Source organism: Streptomyces rubrogriseus, assembly GCF_027947575.1.
Classification (GTDB): Bacteria; Actinomycetota; Actinomycetes; order Streptomycetales; family Streptomycetaceae; genus Streptomyces; species Streptomyces rubrogriseus.
In genome coordinates this window covers 1,077,074-1,100,009 of record NZ_CP116256.1, presented here as the reverse complement: position 1 = coordinate 1,100,009, position 22,936 = coordinate 1,077,074, and the positions used below count along the sequence as shown (strand labels likewise).

General features: G+C 72.2%; 20 protein-coding genes and 1 tRNA gene. 13 read left to right on the top strand and 8 right to left on the bottom strand.

The genetic code is table 11. From position 1 onward, the window contains the following. Window positions 1-54: 54 nt before the first annotated feature. Window positions 55-1,662 carry a beta-N-acetylhexosaminidase gene (locus Sru02f_RS04835; protein WP_109032791.1) on the bottom strand — a complete coding sequence of 536 codons (1,608 nt, stop codon included), beginning with the start codon at window positions 1,660-1,662 and terminating at the stop codon, window positions 55-57. Between the two features lie 114 nt (window positions 1,663-1,776). Between Sru02f_RS04835 and Sru02f_RS04830 the strand changes: the two genes are divergently transcribed. The 3 genes from Sru02f_RS04830 (at window position 1,777) to glmS (ending at window position 4,885) form a co-directional block, all read left to right on the top strand. After that, entirely contained in the window at window positions 1,777-2,670 is an 894-nt protein-coding gene (locus tag Sru02f_RS04830) for a DUF4429 domain-containing protein (protein ID WP_109032790.1), read from the top strand. Window positions 2,671-2,758: 88 nt separating this feature from the next. Next, on the top strand, window positions 2,759-3,016 hold the full coding sequence (locus Sru02f_RS04825) for a hypothetical protein (RefSeq protein WP_003976012.1): 258 nt from the start codon (window positions 2,759-2,761) through the stop codon (window positions 3,014-3,016). A 51-nt stretch (window positions 3,017-3,067) separates the two neighbouring features. Continuing rightward, window positions 3,068-4,885, top strand: coding sequence for a glutamine--fructose-6-phosphate transaminase (isomerizing) (glmS, locus tag Sru02f_RS04820; protein ID WP_109032789.1), 1,818 nt, complete (start codon window positions 3,068-3,070; stop codon window positions 4,883-4,885). 15 nt (window positions 4,886-4,900) lie between these two features. Here the strand turns inward: glmS and Sru02f_RS04815 are convergent, their stop codons facing one another. Further along, window positions 4,901-5,428 (bottom strand): universal stress protein, encoded by a 528-nt coding sequence (locus tag Sru02f_RS04815; protein WP_003976010.1) that lies wholly within the window; start codon window positions 5,426-5,428, stop codon window positions 4,901-4,903. Between the two features lie 303 nt (window positions 5,429-5,731). Between Sru02f_RS04815 and Sru02f_RS04810 the strand changes: the two genes are divergently transcribed. From Sru02f_RS04810 to Sru02f_RS04795, 4 genes are all read left to right on the top strand, one after another. Then, the gene (locus Sru02f_RS04810) at window positions 5,732-6,031 is read left to right on the top strand and encodes a hypothetical protein (protein ID WP_164277231.1); all 300 of its coding nucleotides are present in this window, start codon (window positions 5,732-5,734) and stop codon (window positions 6,029-6,031) included. A gap of 386 nt (window positions 6,032-6,417) precedes the next feature. Further along, window positions 6,418-7,608, top strand: coding sequence for a helix-turn-helix domain-containing protein (locus tag Sru02f_RS04805; RefSeq protein ID WP_109032787.1), 1,191 nt, complete (start codon window positions 6,418-6,420; stop codon window positions 7,606-7,608). A gap of 254 nt (window positions 7,609-7,862) precedes the next feature. Further along, window positions 7,863-8,465, top strand: coding sequence for an oligoribonuclease (gene orn, locus Sru02f_RS04800; RefSeq protein ID WP_059300531.1), 603 nt, complete (start codon window positions 7,863-7,865; stop codon window positions 8,463-8,465). Window positions 8,466-8,586: 121 nt separating this feature from the next. Further along, a tRNA-His gene (locus tag Sru02f_RS04795) sits at window positions 8,587-8,659 on the top strand. 292 nt (window positions 8,660-8,951) lie between these two features. On the opposite strand, the gene Sru02f_RS04790 is transcribed toward Sru02f_RS04795, so the two are convergent. After that, entirely contained in the window at window positions 8,952-10,007 is a 1,056-nt protein-coding gene (locus Sru02f_RS04790) for a LacI family DNA-binding transcriptional regulator (protein ID WP_109032786.1), read from the bottom strand. 365 nt (window positions 10,008-10,372) lie between these two features. Here Sru02f_RS04790 and Sru02f_RS04785 point away from each other — a divergent pair, with 365 nt between their 5' ends. The 4 genes from Sru02f_RS04785 (at window position 10,373) to Sru02f_RS04770 (ending at window position 15,224) form a co-directional block, all read left to right on the top strand. Continuing rightward, window positions 10,373-11,698 carry an ABC transporter substrate-binding protein gene (locus Sru02f_RS04785; protein ID WP_109032785.1) on the top strand — a complete coding sequence of 442 codons (1,326 nt, stop codon included), beginning with the start codon at window positions 10,373-10,375 and terminating at the stop codon, window positions 11,696-11,698. A gap of 5 nt (window positions 11,699-11,703) precedes the next feature. Then, the gene (locus Sru02f_RS04780; RefSeq protein WP_003976004.1) at window positions 11,704-12,717 is read left to right on the top strand and encodes a carbohydrate ABC transporter permease; all 1,014 of its coding nucleotides are present in this window, start codon (window positions 11,704-11,706) and stop codon (window positions 12,715-12,717) included. A gap of 12 nt (window positions 12,718-12,729) precedes the next feature. After that, complete coding sequence (locus Sru02f_RS04775; protein WP_109032784.1) at window positions 12,730-13,641, top strand: carbohydrate ABC transporter permease; 912 nt, start codon at window positions 12,730-12,732, stop codon at window positions 13,639-13,641. Window positions 13,642-13,784: 143 nt separating this feature from the next. Then, window positions 13,785-15,224 (top strand): GH1 family beta-glucosidase, encoded by a 1,440-nt coding sequence (locus Sru02f_RS04770; protein WP_109032783.1) that lies wholly within the window; start codon window positions 13,785-13,787, stop codon window positions 15,222-15,224. A gap of 114 nt (window positions 15,225-15,338) precedes the next feature. On the opposite strand, the gene Sru02f_RS04765 is transcribed toward Sru02f_RS04770, so the two are convergent. The 3 genes from Sru02f_RS04765 to Sru02f_RS04755 form a co-directional block, all read right to left on the bottom strand. Next, window positions 15,339-16,808: a glycoside hydrolase family 18 protein gene (locus Sru02f_RS04765; RefSeq protein ID WP_109032782.1), complete on the bottom strand. Its 1,470-nt coding sequence runs from the start codon at window positions 16,806-16,808 to the stop codon at window positions 15,339-15,341. A 160-nt stretch (window positions 16,809-16,968) separates the two neighbouring features. Then, window positions 16,969-18,387: a sensor histidine kinase gene (locus Sru02f_RS04760; RefSeq protein WP_109032781.1), complete on the bottom strand. Its 1,419-nt coding sequence runs from the start codon at window positions 18,385-18,387 to the stop codon at window positions 16,969-16,971. Next, entirely contained in the window at window positions 18,384-19,088 is a 705-nt protein-coding gene (locus tag Sru02f_RS04755; RefSeq protein ID WP_164276689.1) for a response regulator transcription factor, read from the bottom strand. The genes Sru02f_RS04760 and Sru02f_RS04755 overlap by 4 nt, the downstream gene beginning before the upstream one ends. A 120-nt stretch (window positions 19,089-19,208) precedes the next feature. Between Sru02f_RS04755 and Sru02f_RS04750 the strand changes: the two genes are divergently transcribed. Next, the gene (locus Sru02f_RS04750; protein WP_167469627.1) at window positions 19,209-19,781 is read left to right on the top strand and encodes a hypothetical protein; all 573 of its coding nucleotides are present in this window, start codon (window positions 19,209-19,211) and stop codon (window positions 19,779-19,781) included. A 22-nt stretch (window positions 19,782-19,803) separates the two neighbouring features. On the opposite strand, the gene Sru02f_RS04745 is transcribed toward Sru02f_RS04750, so the two are convergent. Together Sru02f_RS04745 and Sru02f_RS04740 are read right to left on the bottom strand one after the other, a co-directional pair. Further along, window positions 19,804-20,673, bottom strand: coding sequence for a spermidine synthase (locus Sru02f_RS04745; protein ID WP_109032778.1), 870 nt, complete (start codon window positions 20,671-20,673; stop codon window positions 19,804-19,806). Window positions 20,674-20,721: 48 nt separating this feature from the next. Then, the gene (locus Sru02f_RS04740) at window positions 20,722-21,102 is read right to left on the bottom strand and encodes a hypothetical protein (protein WP_164275947.1); all 381 of its coding nucleotides are present in this window, start codon (window positions 21,100-21,102) and stop codon (window positions 20,722-20,724) included. A gap of 283 nt (window positions 21,103-21,385) precedes the next feature. Between Sru02f_RS04740 and Sru02f_RS04735 the strand changes: the two genes are divergently transcribed. Further along, window positions 21,386-22,825 carry a hypothetical protein gene (locus Sru02f_RS04735; protein WP_109032776.1) on the top strand — a complete coding sequence of 480 codons (1,440 nt, stop codon included), beginning with the start codon at window positions 21,386-21,388 and terminating at the stop codon, window positions 22,823-22,825. The last annotated feature ends 111 nt before the right edge of the window (window positions 22,826-22,936 follow it).

Below are 22,936 nucleotides of genomic sequence, written 5' to 3'. Positions count from 1 at the left end.
AACGGGCGGGCGCCCCGGAGACGGTCCTCCGGGGTGCCCGTCGTGCCGTCCGGGTCAGGTCCAGGGCACCTGCGGCGAGTGGTAGTAGTCGATCCCCATCGCCTCCCAGCGCGGTGCCTGTTCGGCGAGCCGCACCTTGTAGGTGTCCCAGTCGTGCGTCGACGCCGGGGACCAGCCCAGCTCGGCGACGCCCGGCAGCCTCGGGAAGGCCATGAAGTCCAGCTGGTCCGGGTCGGACAGGGTCTCCGTCCACAGCGGGGCCTCGACCCCGCGGACGGCCTCGGCCGGGGCGCCCGGCAGATAGGCGGCCGGGTCCCAGTCGTAGGACCGCTGCACCTCGACGTAGCCCGCCCAGGACAGGCCGAGCGGGGTGTCCTTGGTGTACTTCATGTCCAGGTACGTCCGGTCGGCCGGGGAGAGGATCAGCCCGGTGCCGTTCCTGGCGGCCTCGGCGACCTGGGCCTTCTCGGCGTCGCTGGTGCGGTCCAGGCCCCAGTACTGGACGAGCGCGCCCTCGACCGGTTCGGCGCCGGCCAGTTGGTGCCAGCCGACGACCGTCTTGCCGTACTTGCCGACGACCGGCTGCACCCGCTTCATGAACGCCACGAAGTCGACCTGCGGCGTGGAGTGCGCCTCGTCGCCGCCGATGTGCAGGTAGCGGCCGGGGGTGAGCGCGGCGAGTTCACCGAGGACGTCGTCCACGAAGTCGTAGGTGACGTCCTTGTCCACGCACAGCGTGCTGAAGCCGACCTTGGTGCCGGTGTAGAGCGGGGGTGCCACGCCGTCGCAGTTCAGCTCGGCGTAGGAGGCGAGGGCGGCGTTGGTGTGGCCGGGCATGTCGATCTCGGGCACGACCTCCAGGTGGCGGGAGGCCGCGTAGCGGACGATCTCCGTGTAGTCCGCCTTGGTGTAGTAGCCGCCGGGGCCGCCACCGACCTCGGTGGAGCCGCCGTAGGTCGCCAGGCGCGGCCAGGAGTCGATGGCGATGCGCCAGCCCTGGTCGTCGCTCAGGTGCAGGTGGAGCTTGTTGTACTTGTAGAGGGCGACGCGGTCGATGTAACGCTTGACCTCGTCGACGCCGAAGAAGTGCCGGGAGACGTCGAGCATGGCGCTGCGCCAGGCGTAGCGCGGGGTGTCCTCGATGGTGCCGCCCGCGACCAGCCAGGGGCCGGGCTGCGCGGAGTCCTTCTCGACGGCGGCGGGCAGCAGCTGACGCAGCGTCTGGACGCCGTGGAAGAGCCCGGCGGCCTTGCGGGCGGTGATGGTGACGCCCTCGCGTCCGCTGTCGAGGCGGTAGCCCTCGTCGCCGTACGGGCCCTCGGCCAGGCGCAGTCGTATGCCGCCCCGACCGTGGGAGGTGACGGGCAGCCGGTAGCCGGTGGCGGGCCGCAGCAGGTCCGCGAGGTAGTCGCCGACGCGGCGGGCCTCGCGGGAGTCGTCCACGCGGATGTGGGTGCCGCGGGTGATGCGGTACGGGGCGCCGCCGGGGTCGACCGAGGCGGGGGCCGGGATCACCCGGTCCAGGGGGGTCGGTTCCGCGGCCGTCTTCCGGACCGGGGCGGCGCCGGTGGTCATGGCGCCGACCGCCGCCACCAGCAGCAGCGATCCCAGCAGCCGGGTCATGCGGGGAGTCGTTCTGTGGTGCCGTCGATGAGGTCTCACGTGCGCTCCCTTCGCGAGGCGTGCAATCAGGGGGTCGGGGACGGAGGTTGGGGACGGGTGGGGACCACTCTCCCGCACCATCACCGCCCACGGGCGCGATGAAACAATCCCCGCATGGCGGAAATCATCCAGAAGGACGGTACGTGGGTCTTCGACGGCGACGCCCTGCGGTTGACACCCGGGCGGGACAAGAACGTCAGTCTGCTCCGCAGGGAACTGGGTGAACTGCTCGTACCCCTCGCGGCGTTGGCGGGCATATCGTTCGAGCAGGGGAAGAAGTCGGGGCGGCTCAGGCTGCGGCTGCGGGACGGCGCCGACCCGTTGCTGCACGCGGCGGGCGGCCGGCTGACCGAGCCGCACGACCCGTACCAGCTCCTCGTGGAGTCCGACCGGTACGGGGTGGCCGAGTACTTCGTGGACGAGGTGCGCAACGCGCTGCTCCTCGACCAGGTCCCGTCCGGCCCGGTGGACGCCTACCTGCTGCCGGGGCCCTCGGTGCCGCTGTCGGTGTCGGCCGGGGACGGCATCGCGCACTTCGACGGCGAGCAGGTACGCCTGGAGTGGAAGTGGCAGGCGGAGGACGCCAAGTCGGCCGCCGGTCCGCGCACCCTGCCCCTCGCGGACATCGTCGCGGTGGAGTGGCAGCCGTCGGCCGGCCTGGAGAACGGCCACCTGCGCTTCACCGTGCGGGCGGCGCCGGGCAAGGTGCCGCCGAAGTACGACCCCAACGCGGTGGAGCTGTGGGGCTTCAAGCGGGACCCGCTGATGGCCCTGGTGGCCGCGGCCGTACAGGCCCGCCTCCCGCACCCGGCCGCCCGCGCGGCCCTGGAGGAGGCCCGCGCGGCCGACGAGACCTCCGCACCCGCGCCCGCACCCGCACCGACCGCCGAGGACGATCACGACGCGCTGCTGCGCCGGCTGCGGGAGCTGGGCGACCTGCACCGCTCCGGGGTGCTGACGGACGAGGAGTTCACCCTGGCCAAGCAGGCCGTACTGAAGCGGATGTAGGCCAAGGAGTGACACTGGAGCCGTCACGCCTGCCCGATATCGGGCAGGATTCTTGCACAAGCGTCTCCCTTACCCCAGGATCTACCGGGTGCACGACGAACTCGTTGATCATCTGACGCGGTCCACCCCCCTGAGCCGGGGCGAGGCGCTGCGCGTGGTCCAGGACGTGCTCGCCTACTTCGACGAGACGACCGAGGAGTACGTCCGTCGCCGCCACCGCGAGCTCCAGGCCCAGGGCCTGGTGAACGCGACGATCTTCGAACGGATCGAGGCGGAACTGAAATACCGGGCGGTCGCACCACCGGAGCTGTCGCTCCGTCAGCTGCGCCGCATCGTCTACGGCTGAGAGGCCGGCCACGGCCGAGAGGCCGAAGAGAGACACGAGGTTTACGTATACATGTGCGGAATCGTCGGATACATCGGCAAGCGTGACGTCGCGCCCCTGCTCCTGGAGGGCCTCCAGCGCCTGGAGTACCGCGGGTACGACTCGGCGGGCATCGTCGTGACCTCCCCGAAGGCGGCCGGCCTCAGGATGGTCAAGGCCAAGGGCCGGGTGCGCGACCTGGAGGCCAAGGTCCCGGCGCGCTTCAAGGGCACCACCGGCATCGCCCACACCCGCTGGGCCACCCACGGCGCCCCCTCCGACGTGAACGCCCACCCGCACATGTCGGCCGACAACAAGGTCGCCGTCGTCCACAACGGCATCATCGACAACGCCGCCGACCTGCGCCGCAAGCTGGAGGCGGACGGCGTCGAGTTCCTCTCCGAGACCGACACCGAGGTCCTCGTCCACCTCATCGCCCGCTCCGAGGCCGTCAAGCTCGAGGACAAGGTCCGCGAGACCCTGCGCGTCATCGAGGGCACGTACGGCATCGCCGTGATGCACGCCGACTTCCCCGAGCGCATCGTCGTCGCCCGCAACGGCTCGCCGGTCGTCCTCGGCATCGGCGAGAAGGAGATGTTCGTCGCCTCGGACATCGCCGCGCTGGTCGCCCACACCCGGCAGATAGTCACGCTCGACGACGGCGAGATGGCCACCCTCAAGGCCGACGACTTCCGCACCTACACCACCGAGGGCACCCGCACCACGTCGGAGCCCACCACCGTGGAGTGGGAGGCCGCCTCCTACGACATGGGCGGCCACGACACCTACATGCACAAGGAGATCCACGAGCAGGCCGAGGCCGTGGACCGCGTGCTGCGCGGCCGGATCGACGACCGCTTCTCCACCGTGCACCTCGGCGGCCTCAACCTGGACGCCCGCGACGCGCGTGCCGTGCGCCGCGTGAAGATCCTCGGCTGCGGCACCTCGTACCACGCGGGCCAGATCGGCGCCCAGATGATCGAGGAGCTGGCCCGCATCCCCGCGGACGCCGAGCCTGCCTCCGAGTTCCGCTACCGCAACGCGGTCGTCGACCCCGACACCCTGTACATCGCCGTCTCCCAGTCCGGCGAGACCTACGACGTGCTGGCCGCCGTGCAGGAGCTGAAGCGCAAGGGCGCCCGGGTCCTCGGCATCGTCAACGTCGTGGGCTCGGCGATCGCCCGCGAGGCCGACGGCGGCATGTACGTGCACGCCGGCCCCGAGGTCTGCGTGGTGTCGACCAAGTGCTTCACCAACACCTGCGTCGCCTTCGCGCTGCTCGCCCTGCACCTGGGCCGCACCCGCGACCTCTCCGTGCGCGACGGCAAGCGGATCATCGAGGGGCTGCGCAAGCTGCCCGCGCAGATCGAGGAGATGCTGAAGCAGGAGGAGGACGTCAAGCAGCTGGCCGCGCAGTACGCCGAGGCCCGCTCGATGCTCTTCATCGGCCGCGTCCGGGGCTACCCAGTCGCCCGCGAGGCTTCCCTGAAGCTCAAGGAGGTCTCCTACATCCACGCCGAGGCCTACCCGGCCTCCGAGCTGAAGCACGGCCCGCTCGCCCTGATCGAGCCGGCCCTGCCGACGGTCGCGATCGTGCCGGACGACGACCTGCTGGAGAAGAACCGCGCGGCCCTGGAGGAGATCAAGGCGCGCAGCGGTCAGATCCTCGCCGTGGCCCACCAGGAGCAGGAGAAGGCCGACCACACGATCGTCGTCCCGAAGAACGAGGACGAGCTGGACCCGATCCTCATGGGCATCCCGCTCCAGCTCCTCGCGTACCACACGGCCCTGGCCCTGGGCCGGGACATCGACAAGCCCCGCAACCTCGCCAAGTCCGTGACGGTGGAGTAGCCCCGTCCCGCGACGTCAGGGGATGACGACCACGGGCCGCTTCGCACGCTTGGCGAGGCGGCCCGCGACGGAGCCGAAGAGGCGGCCGACCAGTCCGTGGCTGGAGCCGACGACGATGGCGTCGGCCTCGTACTCCCGCCCCACCTCTTCGAGCTCGTGGCAGATGTCGCCGCCGCGCTCGACCAGGATCCAGGACACCTCGGCGAGGTAGTCCGCGCACGCCAGCTCCAGACCGAGCACCTCGGTGCGGTGGTCGGGCACGTCCACGAAGACCGGGGGTTCGCAGCCGGCCCACACGGTGGTGGGCAGCCGGTTGGCGACATGCACGATGACCAGGCCGGAGCCCAACCGCGAGGCCATGCCGATGGCGTAGGCGAGGGCGCGCTCGCTGGACGTCGAGCCGTCGAAGCCGACGACGACACCGTGCTTGAAGGCTGGGTCGCACGACTGGCGTGGCTCTTCGGCCGCCAGGGGCTCGGCCGCCGTAGGTTCGGCGACGGGCCGCTTGCGGTCCGCGGGTTCGAAGAATTCGTGACCGGCCATGGCTGTCTCGGCGTTTTTATCCTCTATGGGGGACAACAGTGTGCGGCGGAGCTGTGTCCGGGAATGGTCTTCCCAACCCCATACCCCCAAGGGTACGGCGGCACGCCTCCTTCGCCCAGATCTCGCAGGGGGTCCCCCGCGGGATTCACCGGAGCATGCCCGAGAGGGCGCCCGTAACGCAATGGTTGCTGCTCTGTACAGGCGGTTTGCACAGGATTCAACTGTCCGTGACCGGTCGTGTCCCGTCGTGACCGACGCGGCTCACGGGCGTTGATCCCCGTGCCGCCACCCCAGGGAGCACCCGTGTCAGGACCGCACCGTCCCGCCGACCCGACGTCCGGCGCACCCGACCGGGACGGCGTCACCGATCTCGTCCGCTGGGCGGCGTTCAGCTGCTTCCTCGTCCCGGTGGCGCTCCTCTGGTACGGCGCCTCCCTCGCGGGCGCCGCCGGCACGGCCTTCGGCCTGGCCGCCGTCACCGCCGCCTGCCGTCTGCTGCTGCGGCGTTCCGAGCGGGTGGCGGCCCGGCAGCGGGCGCGCGGACGCGGGCGGCAGGCACGCAGGGGCGGGCGGCACGCTGGGGAAAAAGCACCGGTCGACTGACCGGTTTCCGCGCACAGTTCCGCTTCTTTTCAGCCAACTTCCGCAGGTGGCGCATCCACGCCCCTCACCACCCCCAAACCCCCGTTCCACCTGCACGGAAAGGGTCTTGGGCCCCCCTCGCACCCTACGGGGATTGGCCACTGACACAAGGCGCACTTCCCTGGGGCGCCCGGGAGTGCAACGCTTCGTGATCGACTGCTTCACGCCAAGTTGCCATGTCGACAATGTCCCAAGTGCCGAACCGGCCACCTCGGCTCGGCGGGACACAGTAGATTCGATCTTGACCGTCTACGGCGGGGGACTCGTGCAGGACCGAGGGGAAACGTGTTGGAGCGACAGACCCGAAGGGTGAAGGGCGCCGCGACCACCGAGGGGGGCTTAGCAGTATGAGCCACGACTCCACCGCCGCGCCGGAAGCCGCGGCCCGGAAGCTGTCCGGGCGCCGCCGCAAGGAGATCGTCGCGGTGCTGCTGTTCAGCGGCGGCCCCATCTTCGAGAGTTCCATACCGCTGTCGGTGTTCGGGATCGACCGCCAGGACGCCGGCGTGCCGCGTTACCGGCTGCTGGTGTGCGCCGGCGAGGACGGCCCGCTGCGGACCACGGGCGGCCTGGAACTCACCGCGCCGCAGGGGCTGGAGGCGATCTCGCGCGCGGGCACGGTCGTCGTGCCGGCCTGGCGGTCGATCACCTCGCCGCCGCCGGAGGAGGCACTCGACGCACTGCGCAGGGCGCACGAGGAGGGGGCGCGCATAGTCGGACTGTGCACGGGCGCCTTCGTCCTCGCGGCGGCCGGCCTGCTGGACGGCCGCCCCGCCACCACGCACTGGATGTACGCGCCGACGCTGGCCAAGCGCTATCCGTCGGTGCACGTCGACCCGCGCGAGCTCTTCGTGGACGACGGCGACGTGCTGACGTCCGCGGGCACCGCGGCCGGGATCGACCTGTGCCTGCACATCGTGCGCACGGACCACGGCAACGAGGCGGCCGGCGCGCTGGCCCGCCGACTGGTGGTCCCCCCGCGCCGCAGCGGCGGCCAGGAGCGCTACCTCGACAGGTCTTTACCGGAGGAGATCGGCGCCGACCCGCTCGCCGAGGTCGTCGCCTGGGCGCTGGAGCACCTCCACGAGCAGTTCGACGTGGAGACGCTGGCCGCGCGCGCCTACATGAGCCGCCGCACCTTCGACCGCCGGTTCCGCTCGCTGACGGGCAGCGCCCCGCTCCAGTGGCTGATCACCCAGCGGGTGCTCCAGGCGCAGCGGCTGCTGGAGACGTCGGACTACTCGGTGGACGAGGTCGCCGGGCGCTGCGGCTTCCGCTCCCCGGTGGCCCTGCGCGGCCACTTCCGCCGCCAGCTGGGCTCGTCCCCGGCCGCCTACCGGGCGGCCTACCGGGCGCGCCGTCCCCAGGGCGACCGCCAGCCGGACCCGGACACCGCGGCCGCCTCCCGTCCGCTGCCCCCGTCCGACCCGCCGGCCGCCCTCGCCCCGGAGAACGCGGTCCCGTTCCAGACCCGCCGCACCGCCACCCCGATGCCGGCGGGCGCGGCGAGCGTGCCGGGCCAGCGCAGCGCGCCGTGAGGTGAGCAGACGGCTCCCTTGAACGCCGGACGGGCACACTCGGCCCGTCCGGCGTTCACGTCCGGTACCGGGCGGGGCACACTCAGCCCCTTCGGCGTTCCCGTCCGATGCCGGGCAGGGCAACTCAGCCCGTCCGGCGTTTGAGGACGAGGCCCGTTCAGGGCCGGAGCGGGGGTTCGGGGGCGGCAGCCCCCGTGACGCCCGCACCGACGCCGGGGGCCCGATAAACAGGCACCCACCGTAAAGTGGCCCGCATGAACGATCGCATGGTGTGGATCGACTGCGAGATGACCGGCCTCTCGCTGTCCGACGACGCGCTCATCGAGGTTGCCGCCCTCGTCACCGACTCCGAGCTGAACATCCTCGGCGAGGGCGTCGACATCGTCATCCGCCCGCCGGACCGGGCCCTGGAGACGATGCCGGAGGTGGTGCGCGAGATGCACACCGCGTCCGGGCTGCTCGCCGAGCTGGACGGCGGCACGACCCTGGCGGACGCCGAGGCGCAGGTCCTGGCCTATGTGCGGGAGCACGTGAAGGAGCCGGGCAAGGCGCCGCTGTGCGGCAACTCGGTCGGCACCGACCGCGGCTTCCTGCTGCGGGACATGGCGACGCTGGAGGGCTACCTCCACTACCGGATCGTCGACGTCTCCTCGATCAAGGAGCTGGCCCGCCGCTGGTATCCGCGGGCGTACTTCAACAGCCCCGAGAAGAACGGCAACCACCGGGCGCTGGCCGACATCCGCGAGTCCATCGCCGAACTGCGCTACTACCGGGAGGCGGTCTTCGTCCCGCAGCCCGGCCCCGACTCCGACACGGCCCGGGCGATCGCCGCGAAGCACGTCGTATCCGCCGGTTAGGGGCGCGGGCCCGCCGGCTGGCGACGTCCGGAAAGCCGGGCGCGAGCACCCCTTCGGACCCTGTACACTTTTTCTCAGCCGGTCGGGAAACCCGCCACGCGGGATTCGAGCACCGGCCTTGGTGGGTGTAGCTCAGCTGGTAGAGCACCTGGTTGTGGTCCAGGATGCCGCGGGTTCAAGTCCCGTCACTCACCCTGATCCGTCAGCCGGTGACCTTCACGAAGGTCACCGGCTGACGGCGTTCCGGGAGCTTCCGGCAGTCGGCCCCCGCCCAGAGCCCGCGCCGAGCAGGAGCACCGCGCCCACGAGTGCCGACCCTGCGAGGTCGACCAGCAGCAGCTGCGTACGCTCCACCGGCACGCCGAGGATCGCCGCCCCGCCGCGCCGGGCGGCACGTCGGTGGTGGCGGCCCGGGCGTCGTCTGCGGTGGCGGTGGCGGTGACCGAGGGACGCGCCCCGCCGGCGGTTGCCGGGGGGCGCACCCGCTTACGACGACCTGCGCTCCACCAGTTCCGTCGCCAGCACCACCTGGTGGCGTTCCAGGCCGCGCGAGGCGGCCGGGCGGCGGTCGGCGATCTCGGTCAGCAGCAGGTCGATCATCGCGCGGCCCATCTCCTCGATGGGCTGGCGCACGCTGGTCAGCGGCGGCTCCATGTGGCGGGCGATGGCCGAGTCGTCGTAGCCGACCAGCGCCACGTCGTCCGGGATGCGCCGACCCGCCTCGCGCAGGACCTGGCCGGCGCCCGCCGCGGTGACGTCGGAGGCGGCGAAGACCGCGTCGATGTCGGGGTGGCGGCGCAGCAGCTCCGCCATCGCGCGGCGCCCGCCCTCCTCGGTGAAGTCGCCCGGCTCGATCAGTCCCTCGTCCACCTCGTGGCCCGCCTCGCGCAGGGCGTCGCGGTAGCCGTCGACGCGTCGCTGCGCGCCGTAGACGGCGAGGTGACCGGTGATGTGGGCGACGCGGCCGCGCCCCCGGGACAGCAGGTGCTCGACGGCCGAGCGGGCGCCGCCGTAGTTGTCCGAGTCCACCGAGGCCAGCGGCTCCGCGGCCGAGCGGGGACCGCTGATCACCGCGGGGATCTCCAGCTGGGTCAGCAGGTCGGGCAGCGGGTCGTCGGCGTGCACCGAGACCAGCAGGACGCCGTCCACCCGGTGCGCCGCCAGGTACTGGGCGAGCCGCTCCCGCTCCCGGTCGCTGCCCGCGAATATCAGCAGCAGCTGCATCTCGGTCTCGGACAGCTCGGAGCCGACGCCCTTCAGCATGTCCGAGAAGTAGGGCTCCGCGAAGAACCGGGTCTCCGGTTCCGGCACCACCAGGGCGATCGCGTCCGTACGGTTGGCCGCCAGCGCACGGGCCGCCGTGTTCGGGACGTAACCCAGCTCCGCGACCGCCGCCTCGACGGCCGCCCGGGTCGCGTCGCTGACCCGGGGGGAGCCGTTGATCACGCGGGAGACCGTGCCGCGGCCGACGCCCGCGCGTGCCGCCACTTCTTCGAGGGTGGGCCGGCCACCGCTCCGACCACGCACTCCGTGGCTTGCCATCGGCTCCGCCTCCCGTCGTCACCCCCGCACTCTGCGGCTGGCCTGGAATTTAACAGGCCGGTCGGGTGTAATGACCGACTCCGGCCCCTCCCCCGGCGTACGGGGGGCGTCTCCGCGCCGCTCGCAACGTCCAGTTAACAGGCCGATAACTGAACGCAATTCGTCGCGTCCGTTCCCTTGACACCCCCGCCCGGACCGACGACTCTTCAACACATCACTTGTGGGAGCGCTCCCACACTACCTGGCACATACACATCCCGCACGTTCCACGCCCGAGCCGCAGCGACGAACGCACCACATGAAGCAGCGGGTCCAACCATGCAGTTGGCCGGGGGGTCGGCACGTCAGGGCAACAGGAGGACGCAATGCGAGCAGCACGCAGAGGATCGGCCCGCAGAGTGGTGGTCATGGCGGCCATCGCGTCGCTGGGCGCCGGGCTGCTGGCCGGCTGTGCCGACGACGGGAACGACGAGGACAGCTCGTCGTCGGGCGACAGCAGCGGCAAGACCACCATCACCCTCGGTCTGTTCGGGACGATGGGCTTCAAGGAAGCCGGTCTCTACGACGAGTACGAGAAGCTCAACCCGGACATCAACATCGAGGAGAACGTCACCGAGCGGAACGAGAACTACTACCCCGCCCTGGTGAACCACCTCACCACCAACAGCGGCCTCCAGGACGTGCAGGCGATAGAGGTCGGCAACATCGCCGAGGTCGTCGCCACCCAGGCGGACAAGTTCGAGGACATGTCCAAGGCCGCGGGCGTCCAGAAGAGCAACTGGCTCGACTGGAAGTGGCAGCAGGCCACCACCAAGGACGGCGCCACGATCGGCCTCGGCACCGACATCGGCCCGATGGCCATCTGCTACCGCAAGGACCTGTTCGAGAAGGCCGGCCTGCCGACCGACCGCGAAGAGGTCTCCAAGCTGTGGGCCGGTGACTGGAACAAGTTCATCGAGGCCGGCGAGAAGTACAAGAAGGGTGCCGGCAAGGACACCTACTTCATGGACTCCCCCGGCGGTCTGATCAACGCCGTCCTCAGCAGTGAGGACGAGAAGTTCTACGACGCCTCCGGCAAGGTCATCTACAAGACCAACCCGGCCGTCAAGGACGCCTTCGACCTGACCGCCGAGGCGGCCGAGAAGGGACTGGTCCAGTCGCAGACGCAGTTCCAGCCGGCCTGGGACCAGACCATCTCCAACAGCCTGTTCGCCACCGTCGCCTGCCCGCCGTGGATGCTCGGCACCATCAAGGCCAAGTCCCAGCCGGACTCCGCCGGCAAGTGGGACGTCGCCCAGGCCCCGAAGGCCGGCAACTGGGGCGGCACCTTCCTGGGCGTGCCCAAGGGCGGCAAGCACGTGAAGGAGGCCCAGAAGCTGGTCACCTGGCTGACCGCCCCCGAGCAGCAGGCCAAGCTCTTCTCCAAGATGGGCAGCTTCCCGAGCGCGCCCGCCGCGTACAAGCTCCCGCAGGTGACCGGCGGCAAGAACGACATGACCGGTGACGCGCCGATCGGCGAGCTGTTCGCCAAGGCCGCGGAGCAGATCCCGACCCAGGTGATCGGCCCGAAGGACCAGATCGTCCAGCAGGGTCTGACCGACAACGGCGTCATCCTCGTCACCCAGGGCAAGTCGGCCGAGGACGCGTGGGACAACGCCGTGAAGACCATCGACAACAACCTGGAGAAGTGACCGGAATGACCACCCGGCACGACACCGCCGCGTCCCCCGTCAAGGGGGGCGCGGCCCCGGGCCGCCCGCCCGGCGGCAGGGCGTCCGCGGAGGCGGACCGCAGGAAGCGGGCCAAGCTCTCCCGCCGCTGGCAGCGGGACATGCGCTGGAGCCCGTACGCGTTCGTCTCACCGTTCTTCCTGCTCTTCCTCGCCTTCGGCCTGTTCCCGCTGATCTACACCGGCTGGGCCTCGCTGCACACGGTGGAGCTGACCGCGCCCACCGACATGCAGTGGACGGGTCTGGACAACTACACCCGGATCTTCGACGACGAGTTCTTCTGGAACGCCGCGAAGAACACGCTGTGGATCGGCGTCATCTCGACGGTGCCGCAGCTGCTGATGGCGATGGGCCTCGCGCACATCCTCAACTACAAGCTGCGCGCCTCGACCTTCTACCGGGTCGTGATGCTGGCGCCGTACGCGACGTCGATCGCCGCGGCCTCGCTGGTCTTCGTGCTGCTCTTCGGCCGGGACTACGGCATGATCAACTGGGTCCTCGACCTGGTGGGCCTGGACAAGATCGACTGGCAGAACGGCTCGTGGTCGTCCAAGTTCGCCGTGTCCACCATCGTCATCTGGCGCTGGACCGGATACAACGCGCTGATCTACCTGGCCGCGATGCAGGCGATCCCGCAGGACCTGTACGAGTCGGCGGCGCTGGACGGCGCCAGCCGCTGGCGGCAGTTCATCCACGTCACGCTGCCCTCGCTGCGTCCCACGATCCTGTTCACGGTCGTCGTGTCGACCATCGGCGCCTCGCAGGTCTTCGGCGAACCGCTGCTCTTCGACGCCAACAAGGGCGCCTCGGGCGGCTCCCAGCACCAGTTCCAGACGCTCGGCCTGTACCTGTACGAGCAGGGCTGGGTCAACCAGCACCTGGGCCGCGCCTCCGCGATCGCCTGGGCGATGTTCCTGATCCTGATCGTGATCGGGATCCTCAACGCCGTCATCTCGCGCCGGCTGCGCGCCAGTAGTTAAGGAGAACCGGCCGTGACGACGACCATGACGAAACCCCCGGCCGACGCGGCACCCGAGCCGTCCCGGCGGGGCCGACGACGCTCCAAGGCATCCCGGGCCGGCGGCACGCTGCACGCCGGGCCGGTCGCCTACATCATCCTCGCCCTGTTCACCATCGGCTCGCTGTTCCCGCTGGTGTGGACGGCGATCGCCGCCTCGCGCGACAACCAGCGGCTCGCCCAGACGCCGCCGCCCCTCTGGTTCGGCGGCAACCTGTTCGACAAGCTCGAGATCGCCTGGAACGACGCCAACCTCGGCGAGGCGTTCCTCAACACCACCATCGTGGCCGGGATCTCGGCGTGCACCATCGTCTTCCTGTCGACGGTCGCCGGGTTCGCCTTCGCCAAGCTGCGCTTCCGCGGGCGCAACGCGCTGATGCTGATCGTCATCGGCACGATGATGGTGCCGCCGCAGCTCAGCATCATCCCGCTGTACATGATGGTCGCGAAGCTGGACTGGTCCGACCAGTTGCAGGCGGTGATCCTGCCGTCCCTGGTGAACGCGTTCGGCGTGTTCTTCATGCGGCAGTACCTGCTCCAGGCGTTGCCGGACGAGATCATCGAGGCGGCGCGCGTGGACGGCGCCAGCAGCTGGCGTGTCATGTGGCACGTGGTGTTCCCGGCGGCGCGGCCCGCGATGGCCGTGCTCGGCATGCTGATGTTCGTGCAGTCCTGGAACGACTTCCTGTGGCCGTTCCTGGTGCTGACGCAGAACGGCAGTCCGACCGTGCAGGTCGCGCTCGCCGGGCTGGGCCGCGGCTACACCCCGGACCAGTCCCTGATCATGGCCGGTGCGCTGCTGGGCACGCTGCCGCTGCTGCTGGTGTTCGCGATCTTCGGCAAGCAGATCGTGGGCGGCATCATGCAGGGCGCCGTCAAGGGCTGACCCCTCACCCCCGGGGCCGGGCCACCGCCCCGGCCCCCCTTCCCCCCTCGTCCTTCTTACTCGTCGGTCCAGCGCGTCGGTCCTCCGGCCGGTCCCCCCGGGACCCGCCCGGACCCGCCACGACCTGCTATGGGAGCGCTTCCATGCTTGAGTCCGCAACGCCGGTGACCCCGGTGACCTTCCCCCCCGCCTTCCTGTGGGGCGCCGCCACCTCGGCGTACCAGATCGAGGGCGCGGTACGGGAGGACGGCCGCACCCCGTCGATCTGGGACACCTTCAGCCACACCCCCGGGAAGACGGCCGGCGGGGACACCGGTGACGTCGCCGTCGACCACTACCACCGCTACCGCGACGACGTGGCGCTGATGAAGGACCTGGGCCTCGGTGCCTACCGCTTCTCCATCTCCTGGCCCCGGGTGCAGCCGACCGGCCGCGGCCCCGCCGTCCAGCGCGGCCTGGACTTCTACCGCCGCCTGGTGGACGAGCTGCTGGCCGCCGGGATCAAGCCGGCCGTCACCCTCTACCACTGGGACCTGCCGCAGGAGCTGGAGGACGCGGGCGGCTGGCCCGAGCGGGACACGGCGTACCGGTTCGCCGAGTACGCGCAGATCGTGGGCGAGGCGCTCGGCGACCGGGTGGAGCAGTGGATCACGCTCAACGAGCCGTGGTGCGCCGCCTTCCTGGGCTACGCCTCCGGTGTGCACGCCCCCGGCCGCACCGACCCGGCGGCCGCGCTGCGCGCCGCGCACCACCTGAACCTGGCGCACGGCCTCGGCACGGTCGCGCTGCGTTCGGTGATGCCGGCCCGCAACTCGGTGGCGATCAGCCTCAACACGTCCGTCGTGCGGCCGCTGTCGCAGAGCCCGGCGGACCTGGCGGCGGCGCGGAAGATCGACGACCTGTCCGGCGGGATCTTCCACGGTCCGATCCTGCACGGCGCCTACCCGCAGACCCTGCTGGAGGCGACGGCGCCGCTCACCGACTGGTCGTTCGTCCAGGACGGCGACCTGGGCCAGATCCGCCAGCCGATCGACGCGATCTGCCTCAACTACTACACGCCGACGGTGGTGTCGGCGGCCGACGCCGACTCGCGTGCCCCCCGCGCCGACGGCCACGGCGCGAGCGACCACTCGCCCTGGCCCGCCGCGGACGACGTGGCCTTCCACCAGCCGCCCGGCGAGCGCACCGAGATGGGCTGGAGCGTCGACCCGACCGGCCTGCACGAGCTGATCATGCGGTACGACCGCGAGGCCCCCGGCATGCCGCTGTACATCAGCGAGAACGGCGCCGCCTACGACGACAAGCCCGGCGCGGACGGCACGGTGCACGACCCCGACCGGGTCGCCTACCTGAACGGCCACCTCACCGCGGTGCGGCAGGCCATCGCCGACGGTGCGGACGTCCGCGGCTACTACCTGTGGTCCCTGCTGGACAACTTCGAGTGGGCGTACGGCTACGAGAAGCGCTTCGGCGCCGTGTACGTCGACTACGCCTCCCAGCAGCGCACCCCGAAGTCGAGCGCCCTGTGGTTCGGGCGGGCGGCCCGCACGGGGACGCTGCCGCCGGTGGACGCCGTCGAGTAGCCCCTCGGGGAGTCGGCACCCAGGCGGTGGCGGGGCGCGGCATCCCACGGGGGATGCCGCGCCCCGCGCGTAGGGCCGGTGTGGGGCCCGGCCCTACGGTGAGGGAGCCCTGCCCTACTTGTAGGCGGCGAGGGCCTTGGCGAAGGCGTTCGGCTCCTGGTCCACGGAGCTGCAGGTGGCGTCGGCCGACGGCTTCGGACCGCCCGGGCAGGCCTTGTCGCGGGTGGCGGACCACATGGACAGGGCGCCCAGGCCCTTGGACTTCGCGAACTCGACGAGCTGGGTGGCGTCGTCGACCTTGAAGACCTCGGAGGCGACGTCGTTGACGCCGATCATCGGCGTGACGGCGACCGTCTTCCAGGCGTCCGCGTCGGACAGGCCGAGGACGCCCTTGATCTGCGCCTGGGTGGCGGTGGCGGCCTGCTCGGCGTAGGTGCCCATGTCGCCGCTGTACGCGGGGCCGTAGTCCATCGCCATGATGTTGACGGCGTCGATGTCCACGCCGTTCTTCTTCGCGTCGGCGAGCAGGTCGACGCCCACCTGGGTGAGGCCCTCGGGCATCACCGGGAGGGTGAAGGAGACGTCCAGGCCGGGGTGCTGCTTCTGGAGCGCGGCGATCGCCTGGGCGCGGCGGGTGTTGGCGGCCGTGTCGGGCAGCGCCCCGCCCTCGACGTCGAAGTCGACCTTGGTGAGCCGGTAGGCGTCGACGACCTTGCCGTACGCCGCCGCCAGCGCGTCGGCCGACGTGCAGGTGGTGCCCAGTTCGGAGCCGGAGGCGCCGCCGAAGGAGACCCGGACGTCGCCGCCCTTCGCGCGCAGGTCGCCTATCTGGTTCGCCACCGCGTCGCCGCCGAGGTCGGTGACGCCGCCCCACTTGGGGGTGCAGCCGCCGCCGTCGGTCACGAAGGCGAGGTTGTACTCCTTGACGCCGGTCGCCGCGGAGTGCGCGAGCAGGTCGAAGGCCGGGTAGAGGGAGGTGTCGACGTACGGCGCGAATCCGGCGCCCGCTGCGGTTCCGTCGCCCGGGGTGCCGGTGGGCGCCGGAGTGGTGGGAGTGCCGGTCGGCGTCGGCTCCGTGCCGCCGGTTGCCGTGGGGGTCGGGGTGGGCGTCGGGGCCGGGGGATCGGTGGGGCGGCCGCCGGGCTCGGGGGTGGCGCCGTCGTCCGTCGAGCACGCGGCGTCGTCGACGAGGCAACCGGTCGGGTCGGCGGTGCCGTTGACGACGAAGCCGACCGTGACCGACTCGCCGGCCCTCAGCCCGTCCGTGTCCCACTTGGGCGGCGTCACGGTGACGTGCTGCCCGGCCGTCTTCGACTCGGCGTTCCACAGCGAGCCGAGCTTCGCACCGGAGGGCAGGTCGAACTCCAGGGTCCAGTCGGCCTTCGGCTGCCCGCTGTTGTTGGTGACGACGTACTGCGCGGTGTAGCCCGTCGACCACTCGCTGGTCTTGGTGTACGCGGCACCGACCGAGGCCGCCTGGGCGGTGCTGGTGAACAGCAGCGCCCCGCCACCGGCCACGGCCGCCGCGACGAGGGCGCCGATCGCCTTGTTCCTGCCACTGACCTTGCGTCGGTGCGTGCGCATGACGTGCCTGCCTTCGATGTTCACGGTGCCCCCGGCGGAGGGCCGGCGGGGGCGGGGTGGGGGTGCGGCAGCACGCTAGCGATCCGGAATCGGGCAAAGAGCCTGATCCGGGCGGGGGTTGGCGATCTTAGGGTGGGCTTAAGGAAGGGATCGGGACCGATTAATGGTCGCGGCCGGCCGGGGCCGCCGGTGCCGGAGCCGGTGCACGGCTCTGCCTGCGTCGGCGTACGGCACCCCGGTGCCCGCGCCGGGCCGGAGCCGTCCGCCCGTCCAGCTGGATCCAGATCCGCACCTCGGTACCGCCCAGCACGGAGGCGCCGATGCGGACGTCACCGCCGGTCGACTCCGCCATCCGGCGCACGATGTCCAGGCCGAGCCCGGTCGACCCGTCGGCGCCCGAACCCCGGCCGCGGGCCATCGCCGCCTCCGGGTCCGCGATGCCGGTGCCGGCGTCGGAGACGAGCACGATCACCGCGTCCTCGCCGTTGTGCAGGTCGACGGCGAAGGCGGTGCCCTCGGCGGTGTGCCGGAAGACGTTGCCGAGCAGCGCGTCGAGGGAGGCGGCCAGGTCGGTACGGGCCACGGGTATGCGCACCGGCCGGTCGGCCCCGGCCACCCGCCACTTGCGGCCCTCGTCCTCGGCCAGTGCCGACCAGAACCCCATCCGCTCGCGGACCACCTCGGCCGCGTCGCACCCGGCGCCGGGCCCGGCGACGGCCGTCTGCGGCTTGGCGTCCCGGGCGGTGCGGATGATCGTGTCGACCTCGCGCTCCAGCTGTTCGACGGCGGCCCGGGTCTGCTCGGCGGCGGGTCCGTCGCCGAGCGAGGCCGCGTTGAGGCGCAGCACGGTCAGCGGGGTGCGCAGGCGGTGGGACAGGTCGGCGGCCAGCTCCCGTTCGTTGGCGAGGAGCTGGACGACCTGGTCGGCCATGGAGTTGAACGCGACCGCGGCGCGCCGCAGTTCGTCCGGTCCCTCCACGGGCACCCGCGCGCCGAGCCTGCCCTCCCCCAGCTCGTGCGCGCCCTCGACCAGGCGCCGGGCCGGCTGCACCATCCGGACGCCCAGCCGGTCGGCGACCGCGACCGAGCCGACGATCAGGGCGGCGCCGACCGCGGCGAGCACCGCCCAGGCCGTGCCGACGCCGTTGGTCACCTCGGACTCGGGCACGTACACCTCGACGACGGCGATCTCGCCGGAGCTGAGCGCGACCGGCTGGAGCAGGGTGGAGCCGCCGCCCACCTCGGTGGTGGAGGCCCGCCCCATCCGCCGTACGGCGGCGATGTCCTCGTCGGTCGCCCGCTGCCGTCCGATGTCGGTGGCGCCGCCGCTCCGGTCCCCGGGCGCCGGTATGTGCACGGCCATCCCGGCGTCCGAACCGGCGGAGGCGACGACGCGTTCCAGCTGCTCGCGGTCGGTGGTGATGGACAGCGCCGGGGCGACGGCGGCGGCCTCCCGTTCGGCGTTGGAGAAGGCGCGGTCGCGGGCCATCTCCCGGATGACGAGTCCGAGCGGCACGGCGAAGGCGACCACGACCATCGCGGTGACCGCCAGCGAGACCTTGACCAGGGCCCATCTCATCGTGGTGGCTCCAGTCGCGGTGGTTCCAGCTTCACGCCGACGCCGCGCAGGGTGTGCAGATAGCGCGGCCGAGCCGCGGTCTCGCCCAGTTTGCGCCGCAGCCAGGACAGGTGGACGTCGATGGTCTGGTCGTCGCCGTAGGACTGCTGCCAGACCTCGGCGAGCAGTTCCTTGCGGGGCACGACGACCCCGGGGCGGCCGGCCAGGAAGGCCAGCAGGTCGAACTCGCGGCGGGTCAGGTCCAGGACCGCGCCGTCCAGTTCGGCCTGGCGGCGCAGCGGGTCGACGGTGAGGCCGCCGACCCGCAGGACGGTCGGCGGCGCCGCCTCCGCGGGGCCGCCGCGCGCGCGGCGCAGCACGGCCGCCATCCTGGCTGACAGGTGCTCGACGGAGAACGGCTTGGTGAGGTAGTCGTCCGCGCCCGCGTTCAACAGCCGTACGACCTCCGCCTCGTCGTCCCGGGCGGTGGCGACGATCACCGGGACGTCGGTGATGCCGCGCAGCATCTTCAGCGCCTCGGAGCCGTCCAGGTCGGGCAGTCCGAGGTCCAGGATCACCACGTCGAACCGGAAATGGGCGACCTCGCGCAGCGCCTCCAGTGCCGTGCCCACGCTGCGCACGGTGTGCGAGGCGTCGGTCAGCTGCCGGATGAGCGCCGAGCGTACGAACTGGTCGTCCTCGACCACGAGCACACTTGCCATGGGCGGCACCGTACGCCATGCGGACCAACCCGGTCCGGGCCTGTGGACAACTCCGCCGGGCTCGGCGTCACACCCCCGTTCGCGCGACACGCGTGGGGCGGGTGAGGCAGTATGGCCGCGATGCGCAGAGGACTCGTCCACGTGATCGCCTGGCTGCTCGCCACCGGCGCCGCGGTCACCCTGTCGTGGTGGGGCGTCCACACGGTGATGGCGGGCACGGCCTACGACGCCCCCCGCGCGCTGCCCATCACGGCGGCCGACGCGAGCGTACGGGACGGGGAGGGCGACGACGGGGAGTCCCTGGCGTCGTCCACCAGCCGGCCCTCGCCCGCCCCCTCGACGTCGCCGACGCCGGGCAGCGCGTCGCCGACGCCGAGCGGGACGTCGCGCGAACCCGGCCCCGCCCCGGCGCCCACCACGCCGTCCACCGCACCGCCCGAGGACCCGGCCGGCCCCGCTCCCGACACGTCCGGTGACGTCAAGAGCTACGACACCGACGGGGGCCGCGCGGTCTTCGACCTCGGGACGTCGTCCGCGTCGCTGGTGTCGGCGACACCCGGGACGGGCTGGTCGATGCAGGTGTGGAAGACGGAGTCGTGGATCCGGGTGGAGTTCACCTCGGGCGCGGACCGGGTCTCGGTGTTCTGCACCTGGCACGACGGACCGCCGCGGGTGGAGATCGGCAGCTACTGAACCGGACCGCTCCGGTACCGGCTCACTTGAACACGGACTCCGGCGGCGCGGGCGAGTCCACCGCCGCCGCGTCCGTCACGGGGTGGGCGCCGCCGGTGAAGTCGGTGAGCGCACGGCCGTGCTCCACGCGCGCGGGGTGCGGGTCGGAGGCGGCCCGGCGGGTGAGTTCGGCGACCGGCAGCGGGTGGTCGGCGGCGACCAGGATCGCGTTGCCGAAGCGTTTGCCGCGCAGTACGGCCGGGTCGGCGACGAGGGCGAGTTCGGCGAACCGGGCGGCCGCGGTGGCGATCTGACCGCGCAGGTGGGCGAGCGGCGGGCCGTCGGCCAGGTTGGCGGCGTAGACCCCGCCGGGCGCGAGCGCGCGCCGCACCTCGTCGAGGAACTCGGTGGAGGTCAGGTGGGCCGGGGTGCGGGCCCCGCCGAAGACGTCCGCGACGACGAGGTCCGCCCAGCCGTCTGGCACCTTGGCCAGCCCGGCGCGGGCGTCGGTGGAGCGCACCCGGATCCGCGCGCCGGGGTCCAGCGGCAGCTCCCGCCGGACCAGTTGGACGAGGGCGGCGTCCCGCTCGACGACCTGCTGGGTGGAGCGGGGGCGGGTGGCGGCGACGTAACGGGCGAGGGTGAGGGCGCCGCCGCCGAGGTGGACGGCCCGCAGGGGTCTGCCGGGCGGGGCGGTCAGGTCGATGACGTGGCCGATGCGGCGCTGGTACTCGAAGGAGAGGTACGCCGGGTCGTCGAGGTCGACGTGCGACTGCGGGGCACCGTCGATCAGCAGCGTCCAGGCCCGCGGCCGGTCCCGGTCGGGCACCAGCTCGGCGCGTCCTCCGTCGACGTCCTCGACGACGGCTTCGGCGGCAGCGCGCCCGCGGCGGGCGTTCCTGGACTTTCCCATCCGCCCATTATCGGACCGCGGTCGGCCCCCGAAGACCGGACGGGGTGGTCAGCGGCAGCTGTCCGCGGCCCTGATCAGCCGGGCCGCCTCGCCCAGCGCGGCCCGCAGCACGGCGGGGTCGGTCGCCAGGTCCGCCTCGCCGGGCGGCAGCAGCCAGTCGGAGCCCTCCACGGGCGGCTCGGGCGCCGGCACGATGCGCAGCCCGCGGCCGTCCGTCTCCATGCAGGTGCTGCCCGGCACGTCCCAGGCGGCGGCGGTGCCCGGCGGCACCAGGAATCCCAGGGTGTCGCAGCCGCCGTCGTGGAGCACCGGGCCCACCCCCTCACCGGCTCCCCGCCGGAGGATGTCGACCGCCTCCAGACCCTGCCGGGTCGGCACGGTGACGACGTCGCAGGCGTCGCAGGGGGGAACGCTGACGCTGGTGTCCATCCCGGCCTCCACCACGGAACTCCTCCTCGGGCGAGCGGTTCGGGAATCGGGGGCCTCCCGGTCCACCCGGTTCAACGCGGCGGGCCGTCAACGGCTACGGCCGGGGGCCGCCGCAAAGGATGGCACTTCATGGCAGATCGTGGATGAGATATCCGGTTTGTAGCCAAACAGCGCGTGGCCGCTCCGTCACAGCCGGTACGTTCTTGCTCGCCGGAAACAGGGCCGCCAGTCCTACTCGCCCTTTCCCGGCATGGTTCGACGGTTCGCACGAGAGGACCCGGCCATGGCGTCGTCAACGGTGACCTCCGCCCAGCCCGAACGGCCCCCGCGGCCGAACCTCGCCTTCAGGCGGTTGCGCGGCAAGCGCTCCCCGGCGGAGTTCGCTGCGGCGGTCCGCCGGGCCGCGCGCGAGATCGGCGAGCGGGTCAGCTGTGACGCGCGCTACGTCGGCCGGGTCGAGGCGGGCGAGATCCGCTGCCCCAACTACGCGTACGAGCGGGTGTTCCTGCACATGTTCCCCGGCCGCACGCTCACCGACCTGGGGTTCGCGCCCCGTTCGTCGGTACGCGGACGGCAGGCGCACACCCCGGGTGAGTCGCGAGGGGCGGGTGAGCCGTATGAGACGCATGACACGCAAGACGTCCGGGACACGCAAGACGTCCGGGACGCGCAAGACCTGTACGAAACGCACGACAACAACGAGGAGAGCGACGTGCTGCGTCGCGCATTCATGACGAGCGGTGCCACGGTGGCCGCCGCCTCACTCGGCCCCCTGGGGCTCGCCCTCGACGCCGCGGCGGCCGGGCGCCCCGCGCGCCGGGCCGGGACGGGCGAGGCTGGCGCCCTCGAAGAAGCCGTCCGCCGGATCCGGCTGCTCGACGACCGGCACGGCGCGGACGGTCTCTACCGGCGCGCGGCGGCCCCGCTGCGCACCGCGTACGCGCTCCTGGACGCCGGCGTGTCCCGGCAGGCGACCGCGGACCGGCTCTACACGGGCGCTGGTGAACTGGCGATCTCCGTGGGCTGGCTGGCGCACGACTCGGGGCGCTTCGACGACGCGCGCTCCCACTACGCCGAGGCCCTCGCCACCGCCCGGATGAACGGCGACGCCGGCCTCGAGGCGCACGCCTTCTGCAACATGGCGTTCCTGGCCCGCGACGCCGGCCGCCCGCGCGAGGCGGTGCGGGCGGCCCAGGCCGCGCAGCGCGCCGCCCGCCCGCTGGGCTCGGCCCGGCTGATGTCCCTGCTGGCGCTGCGCGAGGCGGGCGGCTGGGCGGGCCTCGCGGACCGCGTCGGCTGCGAGCAGGCGCTGGTCCGCGCGCAGACCTTCTTCGAACGGGGCCCCTCGGACACCGACCCGGAGTGGATGAGCTTCTACGGCGAGGCCGAGCTGGAGGGGCTCGAGGCGCAGTGCTGGTCCACCCTGGGCGACTGGCCGCGGGCGGCCCGGCACGCGCGGCGGGCGGCGGATCTCCAGGACCCGCACTTCACCCGGAACCTCGCGCTGTACTCGGCGGAGCTGGCGGACGACCTGGCCCGGGGCGGCCGCCCCGACGAGGCGGCGGGGGCGGGCATGCGGGTGCTCGACCTGCTGGGCGAGGTCCAGTCCTCCCGCATCCACACGATGCTGGCCGGGACGGCCCGGGTCCTCCTCCCCCACCGCCGCGCCTCAGGAGTCTCCACCTTCCTGGACCGCCACTCAGCGCTGCCGAGACCGGCATAACCCCAACCAGCCACACCCCGGCCGCCACTGCGGACCATCCCCAGCCGTCGCAGCAGCGGGCAGTCCTGCCCCCCTCCCCCGCTGCTGCGGGCAGTCGTGCCTCCCCCAGTG